Source organism: Bradyrhizobium glycinis, from assembly GCF_016031655.1.
GTDB lineage: Bacteria > Pseudomonadota > Alphaproteobacteria > Rhizobiales > Xanthobacteraceae > Bradyrhizobium > Bradyrhizobium glycinis.
Genome location: NZ_JACCHQ010000017.1, coordinates 44,597 through 59,786 on the forward strand (window position 1 = coordinate 44,597; position 15,190 = coordinate 59,786).

General features: G+C 57.8%; 13 protein-coding genes and 1 pseudogene. 5 read left to right on the top strand and 9 right to left on the bottom strand.

The window, feature by feature from the left end; translation table 11 throughout:
* Positions 1-21: 21 nt before the first annotated feature.
* Positions 22-984 (top strand): hypothetical protein, encoded by a 963-nt coding sequence (locus tag HZZ16_RS23065; protein ID WP_197952031.1) that lies wholly within the window; start codon positions 22-24, stop codon positions 982-984.
* A 185-nt stretch (positions 985-1,169) separates the two neighbouring features.
* On the opposite strand, the gene HZZ16_RS23070 is transcribed toward HZZ16_RS23065, so the two are convergent.
* From HZZ16_RS23070 to HZZ16_RS23090, 5 genes are all read right to left on the bottom strand, one after another.
* Positions 1,170-1,400, bottom strand: coding sequence for a hypothetical protein (locus HZZ16_RS23070; protein WP_197952033.1), 231 nt, complete (start codon positions 1,398-1,400; stop codon positions 1,170-1,172).
* Between the two features lie 329 nt (positions 1,401-1,729).
* Positions 1,730-3,250: an acyl-CoA synthetase gene (locus HZZ16_RS23075; RefSeq protein ID WP_197952189.1), complete on the bottom strand. Its 1,521-nt coding sequence runs from the start codon at positions 3,248-3,250 to the stop codon at positions 1,730-1,732.
* Between the two features lie 454 nt (positions 3,251-3,704).
* Entirely contained in the window at positions 3,705-5,312 is a 1,608-nt protein-coding gene (locus HZZ16_RS23080; RefSeq protein ID WP_197952035.1) for an acyl-CoA carboxylase subunit beta, read from the bottom strand.
* A 1-nt stretch (position 5,313) separates the two neighbouring features.
* Positions 5,314-5,817 carry an acyl-CoA carboxylase biotin carboxyl carrier protein subunit gene (locus tag HZZ16_RS38180; protein WP_197952037.1) on the bottom strand — a complete coding sequence of 168 codons (504 nt, stop codon included), beginning with the start codon at positions 5,815-5,817 and terminating at the stop codon, positions 5,314-5,316.
* 1 nt (position 5,818) lies between these two features.
* Positions 5,819-7,294 carry an acetyl-CoA carboxylase biotin carboxylase subunit gene (locus HZZ16_RS23090; protein ID WP_197952039.1) on the bottom strand — a complete coding sequence of 492 codons (1,476 nt, stop codon included), beginning with the start codon at positions 7,292-7,294 and terminating at the stop codon, positions 5,819-5,821.
* Positions 7,295-8,756: 1,462 nt separating this feature from the next.
* Here HZZ16_RS23090 and HZZ16_RS23095 point away from each other — a divergent pair.
* Positions 8,757-9,586, top strand: a pseudogene (locus tag HZZ16_RS23095) (class I SAM-dependent methyltransferase).
* A 216-nt stretch (positions 9,587-9,802) separates the two neighbouring features.
* The gene (locus HZZ16_RS23100) at positions 9,803-10,000 is read left to right on the top strand and encodes a YopT-type cysteine protease domain-containing protein (RefSeq protein WP_246510322.1); all 198 of its coding nucleotides are present in this window, start codon (positions 9,803-9,805) and stop codon (positions 9,998-10,000) included.
* Between the two features lie 714 nt (positions 10,001-10,714).
* Here the strand turns inward: HZZ16_RS23100 and HZZ16_RS23105 are convergent.
* The 3 genes from HZZ16_RS23105 to HZZ16_RS38315 all read right to left on the bottom strand — a co-directional run bounded on the left by HZZ16_RS23105 (position 10,715) and on the right by HZZ16_RS38315 (position 12,388).
* Positions 10,715-10,873 (bottom strand): hypothetical protein, encoded by a 159-nt coding sequence (locus HZZ16_RS23105; protein WP_197952042.1) that lies wholly within the window; start codon positions 10,871-10,873, stop codon positions 10,715-10,717.
* A 17-nt stretch (positions 10,874-10,890) separates the two neighbouring features.
* Positions 10,891-11,628 (bottom strand): outer membrane protein, encoded by a 738-nt coding sequence (locus HZZ16_RS23110; RefSeq protein ID WP_197952045.1) that lies wholly within the window; start codon positions 11,626-11,628, stop codon positions 10,891-10,893.
* A gap of 556 nt (positions 11,629-12,184) precedes the next feature.
* Positions 12,185-12,388, bottom strand: coding sequence for a HipA N-terminal domain-containing protein (locus HZZ16_RS38315; RefSeq protein WP_376707582.1), 204 nt, complete (start codon positions 12,386-12,388; stop codon positions 12,185-12,187).
* A 777-nt stretch (positions 12,389-13,165) separates the two neighbouring features.
* Here HZZ16_RS38315 and HZZ16_RS37325 point away from each other — a divergent pair.
* Together HZZ16_RS37325 and HZZ16_RS23125 are read left to right on the top strand one after the other, a co-directional pair.
* The gene (locus HZZ16_RS37325; protein WP_246510324.1) at positions 13,166-13,357 is read left to right on the top strand and encodes a glycosyl hydrolase family 28 protein; all 192 of its coding nucleotides are present in this window, start codon (positions 13,166-13,168) and stop codon (positions 13,355-13,357) included.
* Between the two features lie 276 nt (positions 13,358-13,633).
* Positions 13,634-13,918, top strand: coding sequence for a pectinesterase family protein (locus tag HZZ16_RS23125; protein WP_246510326.1), 285 nt, complete (start codon positions 13,634-13,636; stop codon positions 13,916-13,918).
* A gap of 11 nt (positions 13,919-13,929) precedes the next feature.
* Here the strand turns inward: HZZ16_RS23125 and HZZ16_RS23130 are convergent, their stop codons facing one another.
* Positions 13,930-14,955, bottom strand: coding sequence for an LLM class flavin-dependent oxidoreductase (locus tag HZZ16_RS23130; protein WP_197952049.1), 1,026 nt, complete (start codon positions 14,953-14,955; stop codon positions 13,930-13,932).
* Between the last annotated feature and the right edge of the window lie 235 nt (positions 14,956-15,190).

The window sequence follows — 15,190 nt, forward strand, 5'->3', positions numbered from 1 at the left end:
CAATATCTCGACGTGTGGTAGGTGCCGAACCTGCCGCCAAACAAATTGCGCAATGGGACACTGATGGGGACGATATCTCAATTCTTTCAGCCTCCGCTCTACTGGCAGCAATTCGAAGAACTAGCGGTCGGAATGCTTCGTGAGGTCTATGATGTTCCAAGCGCCCAAAGCTACGGCCGACCGGGGCAGGCTCAGCATGGAGTCGACGTGTATGGAAAATCACGTCATGGCATGATTGGCATTCAATGTAAGCGTCTGTCTGATCTGGACGAGCGCGGCAACCCATACCCCGGTGGGCCCATTGACCGTAGTTTCCTACAGACTGCGGCTAGGGAGGCGCTTTCCTTCAAACCTGATTTGGATATCTGGATCCTCGCAACGACTGCACGCCGCGACACCCGCGTTCAGGGATTTGTTGATGATCTCAACGGGGAGTGGGAAGCGAACAGGTTAGCTCGTAGAGCCGTTGTGTGGTCTTGGGACGAGTGCATTTCGTATCTTAACAGTTTCCCGGAGTTGCAGCGCTGGTACTATCGGGATGTCATTCAAATTCGCGGAGCCGACGATCTTGATGAAGTGATCCTCCGCACCATCGCCATGGCGTTCGAGAGGCCGGCCTTCGAGGTCCCGCTCCATTGCGAGACGCCAGACGAATTCTTCCAAGCTCTAAAGGATACCCAACAGGCGCTTCGCACCGGCGAGCTTGTTGATCGGGAAAGTCGGCATGTGATCCGCAAGGCCGTCGGTGGATACAGGGAAGTGCAGAATAAGGAACTTCGCGACCGGTTGGGCGGCTTAAATGTGCAACTCAGACAGCTTCGCTCTCGTCTGGAGCAAGGTTTAAAGGACGGCACCATCCGGCGCGTCAACAACTTCCTCGATTTTGTGGATCCCTCGCTCGCTCGTTCCCTGGAGGATGTCAGGGACAAATGCAGGCGCGATCTGAACGAATTGCTTCAGGAAGCCAATATCGCGACGATCTAACGGAAAGGGCGATTACTTTCGATTTGGCTAGGTCTATCGGCGGTCTGTCAGTGCATTCTGTCATCGGACCCGCGGCAACTGATCCTGGGAAAAGCCGTCTTCGTTTGAAATTGGCTCTGACGCATTAAAGTGTCGAGAGGAAATTTCAGTTGTGTTTCTTAATGAGCCTTAAAGTCGCTGGAAAATTAGTCGGAGTTGTGATTCCGCGGCACGTTGACGATCGTGTCGGCCAGCAGCGTCAGCGTCCAGCGCTTGCGATCGGCAGGCCGCTTGACGCATACCGTTGCTATCAGCAGAGCCTCCTCCTTTCCGGTCAGCTTGCACTCTTCGCCCTGATGCGGCTCCGTTCTCAAGACCCACGCCAGATTGCTTTCCACGCGCTTCGTCCGGCTGATGGTGGAAAGGCTGACATTCACGCTCTGGGCAATCTCTTCGTCGCGGCAGCTCCTATCGGCCGGCAGCTAAATCTGCACCCGTTTGAGCTTGCGCGCAGCGTGATTGGCGCCGTCAGTTCGTCGCAGCTCGGCTTGGCTCAATTGGATCCGACAACGTACATTCATGCGTTGCCCCTTGTCGGAGGCCGGGAAGGAGTCAAAAATCAGGCGCGCTTAACCGGGAAGTAGGGTCGCCACCTGGCTCTTGTCCACACGCATTCATACATATTCGGACAGCCGCCGCCGGAGCCGACATTCAGCGCCATCTCCCCGTGTGGGTATAAAAACGACGAAATGACTGTGATGAACCATCAGGGGCGCAATCTCGCTTGAACTGCTCTCAGGATGTAATGCTCGACCTTACCCAAAGCCGTTCGGGGCAAATCGTCCGTGAAGATAATCTCATCCGGTACTTTGAAGCGCGCGAGTTGCGATTGCAGATGCGCCATCAGCGCTTGTTGTTCAACCTGGGTCCCCGAACGGCGAATCACATAGGCGATCGGCACCTCGCCCCACTTCGGGTGTGGCCGACCGACGACGGCGCATTCCGCGACATCTGGGTGCTGCAGGATTACTCGCTCCACTTCCGCCGGGTAAATGTTCTCTCCGCCGGAAATGATCAGATTTCGTTTTCGATCAAGAACCCAAAAATATCCGCCGGCATCGCAACGTCCGATGTCGCCCGTACGATACCACCCGTCGCGCAGCGCCTCACGCGTTGCTTGTTCATTGCCCCAGTATTCGTAGAACACATTGGGTCCTCGCACGGCGATCTCGCCCGCAGTCCCTGCCGGCAATCTGTCGCCAGCATCGTTGATGATGGCAGCCTCGCAGCATAGGCCGGGCATACCGGTCGATCCCTCACGGGCCAGATCGCCACCGAGCTTTGTATAGATCGCAATGGGGCAGGTTTCCGTGGATCCATAAACCTGCAATGCCGAGACCCCACGCGCTGTAACTCCTGTGATAACGGGCTGCGGCACCATGGTTGAACCGGTAGTGATTGCTTTTAGCGAGGACAGGTCGGTCGTCCGCCACCGAGGATGATCGATCAACGCTTGGATCATGGTCGGGACCAGCGCCGTCAGCGTAGGTCGATCCCGGTCAAATGCAGCAAGTGTCGTGTCCGGCGTAAACCGCTTGTGCAGCGTTATCGTCGCGCCGTGGTGCAATGCTGGCGATGTCTGAATGTTGAGGCCGCCGACATGGAATAGCGGCAACACAGCCAAGACGTGATCAGCTGAGGTGAGGCCGTGCATGTGCTGACTCATCACCCCGTTCCACAATAGTGCCTCCTGGCGCAGGACGGCACCTTTCGGCCGGCCCGTAGTGCCTGATGTGTAGACAATCAGAAGCGGGCAGGACAGGTCAGCGCGGGCATTGCGACCATCTCCCCGACCTGCTTCAAGCAGCTCATCCCAGCTGCTTCCGCAAGGTGGCGCGAAATCAAGGCCGACGACGGCGGTCGAGGGCAGTCTCTCCGCTAAAATCGATAGAATCGGCTCAAAAGCTTGCTCGAGCACCAGCACTTGAGCGCCAGCGTCACACAGAATGAAGAGTTGCTCGGTGACAGCCAACCGCCAGTTCAATGGCACGAGTATTGCTCCAAGCCGTGCGCAGGCATACAGCAGCACCAGATAGTCAGGCCGATTGAGGCTCAGGATCGCGACGCGATCACCTTTTTCGACGCCGAGCTGACTTTTGAGGGCCCGCGCCGCCAGCTCGATGCGCCTATTGAAGTCGTGGTAGCTCAAGCTCGCGCCCTCGAAACGGATCGCAGGCTTGTCCGGAGCAAACGCCACGTTGCGCTCAATCAGTGTAGGAAGATCCATCATCAGTCATTCGCGGGTTCACTTGCACCAGCTGTCGCCGGCGCTTTCGGATAAAGATCTACTCAGTAGTTGCGGCGGAGATGGCAATCGCAATCAAATAGAGTTGGACTCCGTAGTGCGTGGCCACAGGTGCACCGAAGATCCCTTTCAGTCCTTGAGTTGGAGCGACTTCGAATAGACCGCGGCTTCTGCACGGGCGGGAAGACGAAACGACGGGACTGCGGTGTAGCCATTGCGGCAAGCGGGTGCAGCATCGACAAATCATCTCTTTTCGAGCCTACAACCTGACGCCACGCGAGTTTCAAGTCCTCAATAACTCCGCAGCGATTCGGTGTCCCCTCCAAGATCCGCAAGGCCCGTGAGCTGGTTTCTGGCGATTGGTATAGTTGACGTGTTTGATAATGAGGAGATCTGGCGTGGGCATCTCGCCGGTGCGCGACCTTCGCTGCGAGCGTCACATTCGAAATACGCCATAATGCGGCGACGCAATCGGGCTGTTGAGCGATGCGCTCAGAGCGATCGCAAGCGCGTTTCGAGTATCGACGGGATCAAGGATGCCGTCATCCCACAATTCGGATGTCGCATAGTACGCGCTCGACCGCTCCCGATATTCTTCCAGAATCGGTTGGCGAATCGCTGCCAACTCCTCCGTGGCGAGGTGGCCATTGTGCCGGGCCAGCTGTCTGGCCTTGACGTGTGTGAGTACGCCCGCTGCCTGCTCCGCGCCCATCGCCGAAATCTGAGACTGCGGCCAAGTAAACACAAAACGAGGATCGAAGGCGCGCCCCGCCATAGCGTAGGTGCCAGCTCCATGGGAGGCGTTGCAGATGATCGTGAATTTTGGCACAGACGCCCCGGAGACAGCCATGATCAGCTTGGCGCCGTCCTTCGTTATGCCACGCCTTTCGTAGTCGCCGCCGACCATAAAGCCGGTCGTATTCTGAAAGAAGAGCAGAGGCGTTCGAGACCTGTCACATAGTTGGATGAAGTGAGCGCCTTTCAGTGCGCTTTCGCCCAACAGCACGCCGTTGTTTGCGAGAATACCAACCTGATAGCCATGCAGACGCGCGAAGCCGCACACAAGGGTCTCGCCATAACGTGGCTTATGTTCGTGGAACCGGCTGCCATCGACCAGGCGGGCAATGACCTCCCGCATGTCGAATTGCGTCCGGGGATCCCGCGGAACAATGCCGTAAAGTTCGGATGCACAATAAGCGGGCGGCTCCGGAGCGGCTCGATTGATCGACGCTTTTACAGGATCGTTGAAGCGAGCGACGACGTCTCGAGCAAGTGCGATTGCATGCAGCTCCGAGCTTGCAACATAGTCACCCGTTCCAGATACGCTGCTATGCAAATGTGCGCCGCCGAGCTCTTCGGCAGAAATCTCTGCGCCGGTGGCAGCCTTGACGACTGGAGGACCACCCAGAAAGATCGCGCCCGCGCCCTCAACAATGATATTGTAGTCGCAAAGCGCCGGGACGTATGCCCCGCCGGCGCTGCAATGGCCCATGACTATACCAACCTGCGGTATTCCCATCTTTGAGAGAATGGACTGATTGCGAAGGATCCGACCCGCGTGATAGCGATCAGCAAAGAACTCCGCCTGCAAGGGCAAGAACCCGCCGGCACAGTCACATAAATGGACCACCGGCAGGCAATTCTCGATCGCGATGTCCAAGGCCCGCACAATCTTCTTGACCGATAGCGGATACCACGCCCCGCCCTTGACGCTAGCGTCGTCTGCGTGAATAATGACCTCTCGACCCGCGACAATGCCGATCCCAACGACTTGAGCGGCGCTGGGCACCTCGCCGTCATAGGCTTTGTTCGCCGCCAGCGTCGAAAGCTCGAGGAACGGGGTGTCTGGATCGAGCAAAGCCTCGATCCGATCACGCACAAACAGCTTGTTTTGCCGCTTGAGGCGCTCAAGATCCCGCACCGGACGCGCGAAGCGGGCGACCTGCTGGCGTTCCTTCAATTCTTTTGCAAGTCGCCTGTTATGAAGTTCATTGAGTCGATAGTCTTCCGATCTGACGTCCACCAGAGACGAGAGCTGTTGCATTTCAAGACCGCTCCTCGATGAGCGTAACCAATACGGCATCCTGCTCAAAGCTCTCGCCTTCCTTGAAGTGGACACGCTCGACAATGCCATCTTGTGGAGAACGTATGACAGTCTCCAACTTCATGCTCTCGATTGACATCAGGGCCATTCCCGCACAAACGGACTGACCAGACGAAACGCGGGTGACGACGACGACGCCCGGCATCGGCGCGCGAGCGACGGCTTGGCTTATCTCCAGCTTCGACGTCGCAAGCGTTCGCAGCGGGTCACGGTAATGCAAACTGCGCGTTTCGCCGCTCATGTGCACGTGAACGGTTTCGCCATCGATCGCGAAGCGGACCGGCCGGCTTTCGCTCGCAATCGTAACAACGCCGCGGCCGTCGCCGCAATCGGAGAGCGCAATGGGGGCGATCACCCTGTCATGCAAGCAGAGACGGTAGTTCTCTCGGCATCTGGACAGCCATAGCTGGTATTCGACGCCATCGACCTCAAAAGAATGATTCACGTTAGTTTCTCCAATTGCCCAGCGCCGCATGAAGGTCGGACACGGCATCCGCCGATTCGCGGACCGGTCCGGTCAGGAGGGCGCCTATTGCCAGGAAATCCGATAGGTTGGCCAAGGGCTCGCCAGCAGCGATATGCGGATGTTCCTCAAGATACCCCGTATGAATTTGCCCATGGAGAAATTTGTCGTCCGCAAGGATCCGGGCAAGGAAGCTTGCGTTGGTTGCGCAACCGAGAAGCACAAATTCCCGCATCGCGCGATGCGCTTTTTGCGCAGCCTTGATACGCGTGGGGGAATGCACGATGATCTTGGCGAGCAAGGGGTCGAATGCTGTCGTAATCCTCTGACCCCGCGAAAGGCCACTGTCGACGCGTATACCGTCGCCATCGGGGTAATCGAGCACAAGGACCCTGCCTGTCGTTGGAGCGTATCCGCGCTCCGGCGCTTCGGCACACAGCCTGGCTTCGATTGCATGTCCTCTCGGCACGATGTCGGATTGTGCCAACCGCAGTGGATGGCCCGCAGCAATGTGGATCTGTTCGGCAACTAGATCGACGCCGGTGATCATTTCGGTCACGGGATGCTCAACTTGCAAACGCGTATTCATCTCCAGAAAATGAAACTCTTCTCCGCCAAGGATGAATTCGACGGTGCCTGCGCCTTGATAGTTGGCTGCACGGGCGATACCGACGGCAGTATCGCAGATCCGTTGACGCAACGCAGACGATAGCCGCGGAGCGGGCGCCTCCTCGATAACCTTCTGGAACCGACGCTGGATTGAGCACTCGCGCTCGAACAGATGAGTAACGTTTCCGAACGCGTCACCCAGCACCTGGACTTCAATATGGCGCGGGTGTTCGATGTAACGTTCGACGTAAAGCCGGCCATCTGCGAAGTAGCGCTGCGCCTCGCTGCGTGCCTGCGCAATCGCGTCCTCCAGGAGGCCGATGTCGCGCACGATCTGCATGCCCTTGCCACCCCCAGCCGCGGAAGGTTTGACGAGCAAAGGGGGACCCATGGCCCGGGCTCTGCAGACGAAAGTCGCCGGATCATCGTCCTCAATGGCGCAAGGAGCGACTGGAAACCCATGCCGCTGGACGAAATTGCGAGCTCGGATTTTGTCGCCCATCAATTCGATGCTTTGGGGAGAAGGTCCGATGAACGTGATCCCGGCACTCGTAACGGCCCTGGCAAACTCGGCGCTCTCCGACAGAAACCCATAACCTGGATGCAGTGCACCAGCATTCGCCTGTCGGGCGGCGGCGATAATCTGAGGGATGTCGAGATAGGCAGCGATCGGCGTGCGTCCGTCTATCGCGATGGCTGCATCGGCCATAGTGACAGCAAGCGTGCCCGCATCAATGTCGTGGTAGGCGATGGCGGCGCGAAGCCCCAACTTGCGAAGAGTCTTGATGATCCGAACAGCGATCTCCCCCCTATTGGCGATCAGAACGGTATCAAATGGCAGATCCTGCATTCTGGTATCTTCAGCTATTTAGAGTGACCGGGCAACATACGTTGAGAGAGGCGCGGCGGATCGTGCTGCCAGCCACATGTGACGCATCACAACCGTTGATCAGCTCTCGGTCTGAGGCGGCGCCACCCATAGCGACAGGGATATGATCCGGCGAAACCAGATGTCGAAGACCTCATTTTTGGCCCCCATCACTTGCGGGAGCATTCCGGACTGGGATGAACTTGCGACACTGTACGCTCAAGCGTTGGATATGAGATTTGAGACAGGCCGCGACAGCGTCCTGATCAGGTATGTGAGCGCCGCAGAGGCGAAACGCATCTGGTGTGCACGCCTGTCGCGCCTCGGCTGGTGCCGGCTGATCGCGCGCACCTGCACTTCCGCAGCACAGAGCCGTCGTAATCGCAACTCCAAAAAGAAAGATTGTATAATGATGCGTTCTGGAGGGCGACGGCTCGTTGGTTCGCTGCTTGTGCTTCACGTTTATCCTCTCTCGGTGATCCACGATATTCTTCATTCCGCACGTGATATGCCCGCATTCCAGAGACATCGGCGGCACAATTCGAGCGATCGTGTGCGGCAGCGCTCACCCCAGAGCGCTTGGTCGAGCAATGTCTGTCGGCAAATGGTCTTGAAACAGCGGCGTCAGTATCGGGGTCTGTCAGCAACGGCACCGGTGCGCAACAGACGCCGACGTCGTGCTTGACTCCGCGAGTAGTTGGCGTGGGTCGGATGTGGCGTCGTCGCATCGGACATTGCGATGGGTGAGCTTGCGACAAGTCCCGCCATGATGCCTGAATGGCGGCCTGCGCTCTCGGAAGAACGGAGTCAACCGAGCGGACGCCAGACAGGCTGTCCTAGCAGGATGACCGCTTAGCCCTCTGCGAAGTGCTCGGGCATCAGAACGGAGCATCGCCATACAGATTCGAAATTCTGAGAGGTTCACGAGTCTCATCACGCGTCAAGAAGTAACCCACGGTCGGACGTGATCCGCCGCTTACCCGTATGATGATACAAACTCCCGTTACGTGCGATTCAAGCCCCTTTAGAGCCGCTCGTCAGAATCGGTCGAGACCGTTACGCTGCGAGAAGCATCTGGCACGAACAAAGGCGCGCGCCCAATACTCGAGGCGGTCCGCATTTGGACTCCCTCACCACCCCGCGTCTTCACCCAGCCTCGATATCCAGCATCGGCATCCACGCGACAAGCTGCAGGCCTCGAGCAGGGAGAATGACTTGGGGTTAGAGAGGGTAAAGCGCTGTAAGGTTCATATATCGGCCAAGATCTGCAGTAAGAGCCTCCCGGCCAAGGCGAGAGCCTTGGGCTTGCGTGCAAATTGAACGTGGAGGCCTTGGGTTGCGAGCAGATTTTTCGCGTATCAATCGGGATAAAGCTGCCTTCGATGACATTTATGCCTTGGATGATCCAAGAGCGTATTTCTCCCTCCTTGGAGCCTTGGATTATATGATCCCGGATGTGGCTGAGCCGATCGTGCGTCAGATTCTGGCCGCGAAAGCGTCTGCAACCGGCGTTAAGCCGATCGTGCTTGATGTCGGCTGCTCATACGGCATCAACGCGGCGGTGCATCGTTTTCCATTGACCTTCAGCGGCCTGCGCCACCGCTATGCCCGGCGCGAGATGAGGGCGATCGGTTCCGAGGCACTGATGGGTCTCGACCGCAATTTTTACTCGGCTTGGCCTAATGTTGGCCTTGCACGATTTATCGGCCTCGATGTATCGGCTCCGGCAATCCGCTATGCAACAGCCGTTGGCCTGCTTGAGCAGGGTATTGTCGCCGACCTTGAAAAAGAACCGCTTTCGACAGAAGGCGCGCGTGTTCTCCGTCCACCGATGTTATCATGTCGACGGGCTGCATCGGTTACGTGACTGAAAAGACGTTCAGCAAAATTCTCGATGCGACACAGAAGATTCCATGGATCATCTCTTTCGTGTTGCGGATGTTCCCGTATGATTCCCTGGCTGCGAAGTTCGCGAAACGTGGCCTTGTGACAGAACGTCTGGCCGGTGCGACATTTATTCAACGGCGATTTCGCGATCCTGAGGAATTTGAGAGGACGTTGGCCACGTTGGCAGCTCTTGGCATCGATGCAACCGGTCTGGAATCGGAAGGTCTGTTCCACGCTGACCTGATCTTGTCACGCCCTGAATCGGATGCACGCGTTGCTCCGCTGGAGGACATCGTCACTGTGGCCAGCGGACGAGGTCGGCCAATCGGACCACGTTACGTTCACGTTGCAGGTCACGAGGGTTTAAAGGTCGCACTGGAGCCGTGAGAGGTTTTTTTGAAGATAACCACGCGTGCGTCTCGTAAGGGCGTACCGAAGTAGATCATGCTCTCAACCTTCGGTGTTGGAGCATGATGAGACGGGCTGCAGGGCGGGTCTGCGCGCTGACTAACAGGCGGGCGTCGGCGACAGCGTGCTTCTCAGGCTGATCGCATCCTAGAGCCAGCGACGCTGACCAAGCCAAACGCCCTGCGGCGCGCCTTCTTGCGCTTCCCCGAAGGCCAAGCACACCTGGTCGCAAAGTCCACCTCCAATGGAACGACCACTCTCTTCGATCCAAACCATGGAGAATTCGCTGTCACATCCGACCGCATGAGCCACTTGCTCGGAAGTATCGCCACAAGTTACGGCGACAACAACGGCCATCCTCTCGTGACGGTCGTCACGCAGAGAATGAGCTGAAGACAGAGCGATGACTGCCGCCGGAGAGTGCCTTATCGGAACGCATGGCAAGTTGCTCAAGCTGCGCCCTACGTAATGATCAAGCCGGCAACTGCCGAACTCGAATCCCGCAAACGACCTCGCGCGTCTGGAATAAGGTAAAAGCGCTCACAATCGCCTTGAGGGTTCACAAATTAAAGCCGCCTGGTGCGGTCAAGATACGACATGCCGTCAGCGACGTCTGACGTCAATGCTAACGAGTGCATGCGCATTCGTCGACACAGACGGGGCCGTTGCATGCGGCCTGTCGGCCAAGACCTGCGGTTTGGTGGCAATCGAGGTAAATGAAGTGCGCATTCAGGACAAGCCTGGATTGGAGCTGGCGACGCTTTTGAGGGGGCTGTCGGCGCTTCGGTCATGCGGTGATCGCACCACGGTCTGATCTCAGGGCGTGCTGGCAGCACATCCGATCGACGTCGCAAGTCGACGTCCAACAGCGGCGCCACCGTGATTGAAAGTATCGGCATCGACACCCAGCAGATCCAGCCGAACCGGCTCATTGATACGGGCTCGCCGCGTTTTCTGGCTACGTTGCCGTCGAGCACGGCGAACTGGAGGCGGTAGGATGCTGGCCGATAAAGTTCTGCAGCCATCAGTCGAATCCCTCGAGCGGCTGCCACCATCACCGACAATGATGAGACCATGCTAAAAGGCTCTTTACCGCCGGGCGGCACGTTACACCGAGTCGAGCAGGTCAAGATGGATGCCTTGGCCGGCCATGATCTGCAGTGGCCAGTAAACCGGCAGATACGAGGCAAAGCTCGAGATCGCCTCGTGCGTCACCAGGATCGTCAAAAAAGAAGCCCCGGCCTTGGGCCGGGGCTCTCGATCCATCGCTTTACGCGATAGAATCAATACTTCAGAACGACCGGGCCCCAGAATTTGTAGTTGAGCCGGGCAGTCAGTAGGTCGAAATCCTGCCGGATGCGATCGCTACCGGCCGCGCCAGCGGCGGTGGTGAAGTTCACGTTAGCGTCTTGCCGGAATATGTGGTCGTACTCCACGCCGACCGACCAATTCGGCGCGAAGCCGAGTTCGATGCCCGCGCCGACCACGCCGCCCCACCGGGTCTTGTCCGTGCTCGCCAGTTGTGCGCCGGTGAGGGAGGTGATCTCATAGGTGTTTCCGGTCACCGCGGCACCGCCCTTGGCATAGAGCAATACATTGTTGATCGCATACCCGACCTGGCCTGTAATCAGGCCGAACGAGTCGGTCTTGGTCTGGTTGATGTTCGCTGGGAAGGCGGCGCTGACATTGGAACCGCTGAAATCGGCCCAGTTGCCCTGGCCTTCAACACCGAACACCACTTGGCCCATCTGCCAGCGATAGCCGAACTGCCCACCGACGGTTCCGCCGCTCGCATCATGTGAGCCCTCGGGCGTGATACCTGTAAAGTCCCAAGAGCTATGGGTTGAACCCCAGCCGCCATTAGCACCGAGATAAAAACCGCTCCAGTCATAGATTGCCGCAGCTACCGGTACCGGTGGTGCCTTGGTGTAGACGGGTTGCTGAGCGAGATCGGCGGCGAATACGGGCCCTGCCCCGATAGACGCGACGATGCCGGCAGTCACAAGCAACAACTTCTTCATTTCGAATACGCTCCTTCACATGTCCCCTGCGCCGCACGCCTCTTAACAGTGCTGTCTCAAATTGCTGTAGCTGTCGCGCAACATACTCTCTTCCAGCGGTGCTTTAACCTGACGCCGCGTCAGGTCGCGGGCGCGCAAATCATGATCAAACCGACCCAACACACAATGGTCGATCGTGTAGCGACGCAGGTCCGAGCGCGATGGAAATGCATAAGCAGTTGAGCGCCAACGCGAGCGATCACGACACGCGCGCACTGGAGGGACGAGCGCAATTATGTCTTCCGTTTTCCCTCCGTTTGACCGAAAAAACACACACCGTCTCTCATTGCGGATCACGTCACGGACCTAAATGAGTCCATTGTTTTGATCGATCAAGACGGCATTCGCTTCGTTGCGACCACGATTTCATCACGCTTGTCGTGATCATCAAGCAGCTGACCACGTCCGCCCGGGCCTTCCTCGGCGGCGGACATTGTCGGAGCTATCTCGCGATCGAGGAGGAGACGATAGGCGCGCGCGCCTATATGCACGAAGTGCCCAACGGGTTCGACGTCAATCAACCGATATCGAGGCTCGACTGCTTCCTCAACCAAATGAACGGGATCGCCGATGTAGCGATCCTCCCCAGAGGCAGCGACACCGAAATGGGGATGGCATTTTCCCACGCGAGCTGCTTGTCATACTGGACATCGATTGCGCCGCAGCTCTCGCGCCGCAGCCGCCCGGCCAGCCGTGCGGTGAGATAGACGTTGAGCGGCACGCGGGCAGCACGACGCGCTATCAGAACAGATCCTCAATCGCTTCAGTCGTCAATTTGGTGCGCAGCCGGATGACCAACTCGAGATGGAGCGCGGCCAACGCATCCATCAAGATGCGCAGCTGCGTTCCAGGTACACCGGCTTCCAGCTTCGAGACCGTCGCCTAACACGCATGCATCTTCTCACCGAGGCCAGCCTGGGTGAGCTCTTCTGTCGCCGGTATCGCCCGATCCCGGTGTCAACCTGTTCGGGAGGCGGGCAATCAAATCCATAAGCGACCATCCGCGAATGCGTATGCACCGTCAGTATACGCGATCGCGAATATGTGTTAATTTTATGCGTACCCGCGTATATCTGCGCATAATACGCAATTGCGTATGACGTCCCGCGATCAGACCACCACCCTTATTGAAATTATAAAACACTAAAGCTGATGATGGCGAGAGAGCCTCCTCAAGATGTACAGGACGCCATTGAACATCGCCCCGCTGGCGCTGCAATTTATCTCGGAGGCGGTGCGACACTGATCGCCATCCCCAAACCTGCTGCTTACGAGAATGACCTCGGACGATACGGTCGCATTGCGGGAAAGGGGCAACGGTTGCCGGCATTCATCAGCTTTTCTAGAACGCGCGGCGGCGGCATCTACTGACAGGGCGTCATCGGTGGTCTGGGCGGCGCAATGATCCGTGGCGGCGCGGAAACCAGGTGGCAGCTACCCCGCCGCGTCCGAGGCCAGGGCGGCAACCAAAACGCCCCACGTTTGATCCAGATCGATCATGCGCAGCATCACGTACTCTGGGGTCTGGTTGCGCAACGCCGCAAATTTTCATGTCGCGATGAACCGGGTTGAAGGTGCCACGTTTTGGAGCCTGACGATCGATTCGCCGGCGGATGCCCGCAACACCGATGGCATCGATGTTCGCGCCAGTCAGGATGTGACCATCACCCACACTGATCCGTACGGGTGACGACAACATCACAATTAAGGACGGCGACAATGGCTCAAGCAGCCTATCTCGATCATTGATAATTGTTTCGGCCGGGGGCATGGCATGTCGATCCGCAGCGAGGTGAATTCCGGGGCCAGAGACATGTAGCGCTGTCCGTTACCGAAAGACAGGGACCTCATTACGCGCGTCCCGCCAGCTCGGCGCCCAGGACACGCTGTTTGCCGGCAAGGGACGAAACGGCAGAATGTCACAACAATACTTCTCGAACTGCTACATCGAAGGGCATGTCGATTCATGTTTGGCAACGCCAAGGCCTGGTTCCGGCAATGTGAGTTGCACGGCACCGCCAATCAAGCGGTCATCTATACCGCTCAGAACAAGGCGACGCCGGATGAGGACAGTGGCTATGTTTTTGATCATTGCAGGCTGAGTGCCGACCCTGCTGCTCGCTATATCGCACTTGGCCGCCCCTGCCGCCCTTACGCCACAGTGGTCTTCCTGTCGGCGAAGGTAGATGCCCCCGTCATGGGGCGGCATGAGCCGCCGGTAGGCCAGAACGACGTCCTCCTGCGAAAATGACGATGTAGCACTCAGGTCCGGCCGAGCAGTTCGGATTGGATGATCCTGGCTGCATATAGCGAGGCATCTAGGCGCAAATCACCGAAGGCGAGCTGACAAAGCAGGTAATTTGTGCCGGCTTCGTCCATCTGATTGAGCAGAACGCGCCGGACGAATGCTGGCGTTCCGACCACGCACAATTCGCTCTCGATGGCTGCATCGAATGTCAGCGGAAGGGGCTTTGGCGTCGGGACACAATTGAGCTCGTAGAGAAATTTGAAGCTCCGCAGCCATCGCTCGTAAGCGGATCGGGCTAGGGAATACGCATCCGTCTCGGATCGCCCAATCACGATCATGCGAAGCAATCCGACATATGGCTCACGACCAGAACAACTGGCACTGCGCTCTCGATGTGTGTGGTAGGCATCGGTAACTTTGCGCACAACGGCGGCCGGCCCCATGCAGGCGAGGTTTGCGCCATTGCCTGCGGCCCAGATGGCCGTGTCGGGGCGATTGGTTGCCACCCATATGGGGGGGCATGGACGCTGTTGAGGGGTTAAAGTCAGGGGAACCTGGTTCAGCTGGAAGTGCCGACCTTGGTAGGACAAGACCCCACCCTTCATGGCGCTCAGGAGAATCTCGTTGGCTTCCTCATACCGGCTTGGCGCCGATTCATCCGAAATTCCAAAGTAATTCAGCTCGATTGGGAGAGTACCCCGTCCGAAGCCCAGCTCCAGCCTGCCGCCGCTCAATTGATCAAGCATGCAGATTTCCTCAAATGCACGGAGCGGATGATAGGAATTGAGCAGCATGACCAATGGGCCGAGACGAAGGTGTCGCGTACGCTGCGCGACACTTGACAGGAAAAGACTAGGCGATGGAACCCTTCCATGAGGCGTGCAATGATGCTCAGCCACGTGATACGCATAGAAGCCGAGGCGATCGTATGCCTCCGCCAAGACGAGGCGATCTTCGTACTGACGACCGAGATCGCGGCCGTCGTCGTCCAGGTGATCGAAAATGCTGCAAGTGAGTTTTGAGGAAGACTGGTGTGTCATCTACGTATTCGTTTTCTGGAGGTTCAAGGGACGGATTTGTTGTCGCCGCATCTCGTGATCGTCGGGTCTGGTCCTCTCTCGGTACCCATGGCGCCAATCGCGCGACATTGTGGTGACGCTTCGGCTCCGCAGGGGAAGCCATTATTTGGCGGCCGCCTGGCCCTCAGCTGCATGGGTGTCTGCTTTGGCACGATGCGCTGTCGCGGCCTTCTTGTTCCCCTAGCGGTATAGTGAA

Bases quoted from the DNA above. Each gene is read 5' to 3' on its own strand.
- HZZ16_RS23130 (WP_197952049.1), bottom strand. From the start codon at position 14,955: ATGACACACCAGTCTTCCTCAAAACTCACTTGCAGCATTTTCGATCAC.
- HZZ16_RS23110 (WP_197952045.1), bottom strand. From the start codon at position 11,628: ATGAAGAAGTTGTTGCTTGTGACTGCCGGCATCGTCGCGTCTATCGGG.
- HZZ16_RS23105 (WP_197952042.1), bottom strand. From the start codon at position 10,873: ATGGATCGAGAGCCCCGGCCCAAGGCCGGGGCTTCTTTTTTGACGATC.
- HZZ16_RS23075 (WP_197952189.1), bottom strand. From the start codon at position 3,250: ATGGATCTTCCTACACTGATTGAGCGCAACGTGGCGTTTGCTCCGGAC.
- HZZ16_RS23080 (WP_197952035.1), bottom strand. From the start codon at position 5,312: ATGCAACAGCTCTCGTCTCTGGTGGACGTCAGATCGGAAGACTATCGA.
- HZZ16_RS37325 (WP_246510324.1), top strand. From the start codon at position 13,166: ATGCGCAGCATCACGTACTCTGGGGTCTGGTTGCGCAACGCCGCAAAT.
- HZZ16_RS23125 (WP_246510326.1), top strand. From the start codon at position 13,634: ATGTTTGGCAACGCCAAGGCCTGGTTCCGGCAATGTGAGTTGCACGGC.
- HZZ16_RS23090 (WP_197952039.1), bottom strand. From the start codon at position 7,294: ATGCAGGATCTGCCATTTGATACCGTTCTGATCGCCAATAGGGGGGAG.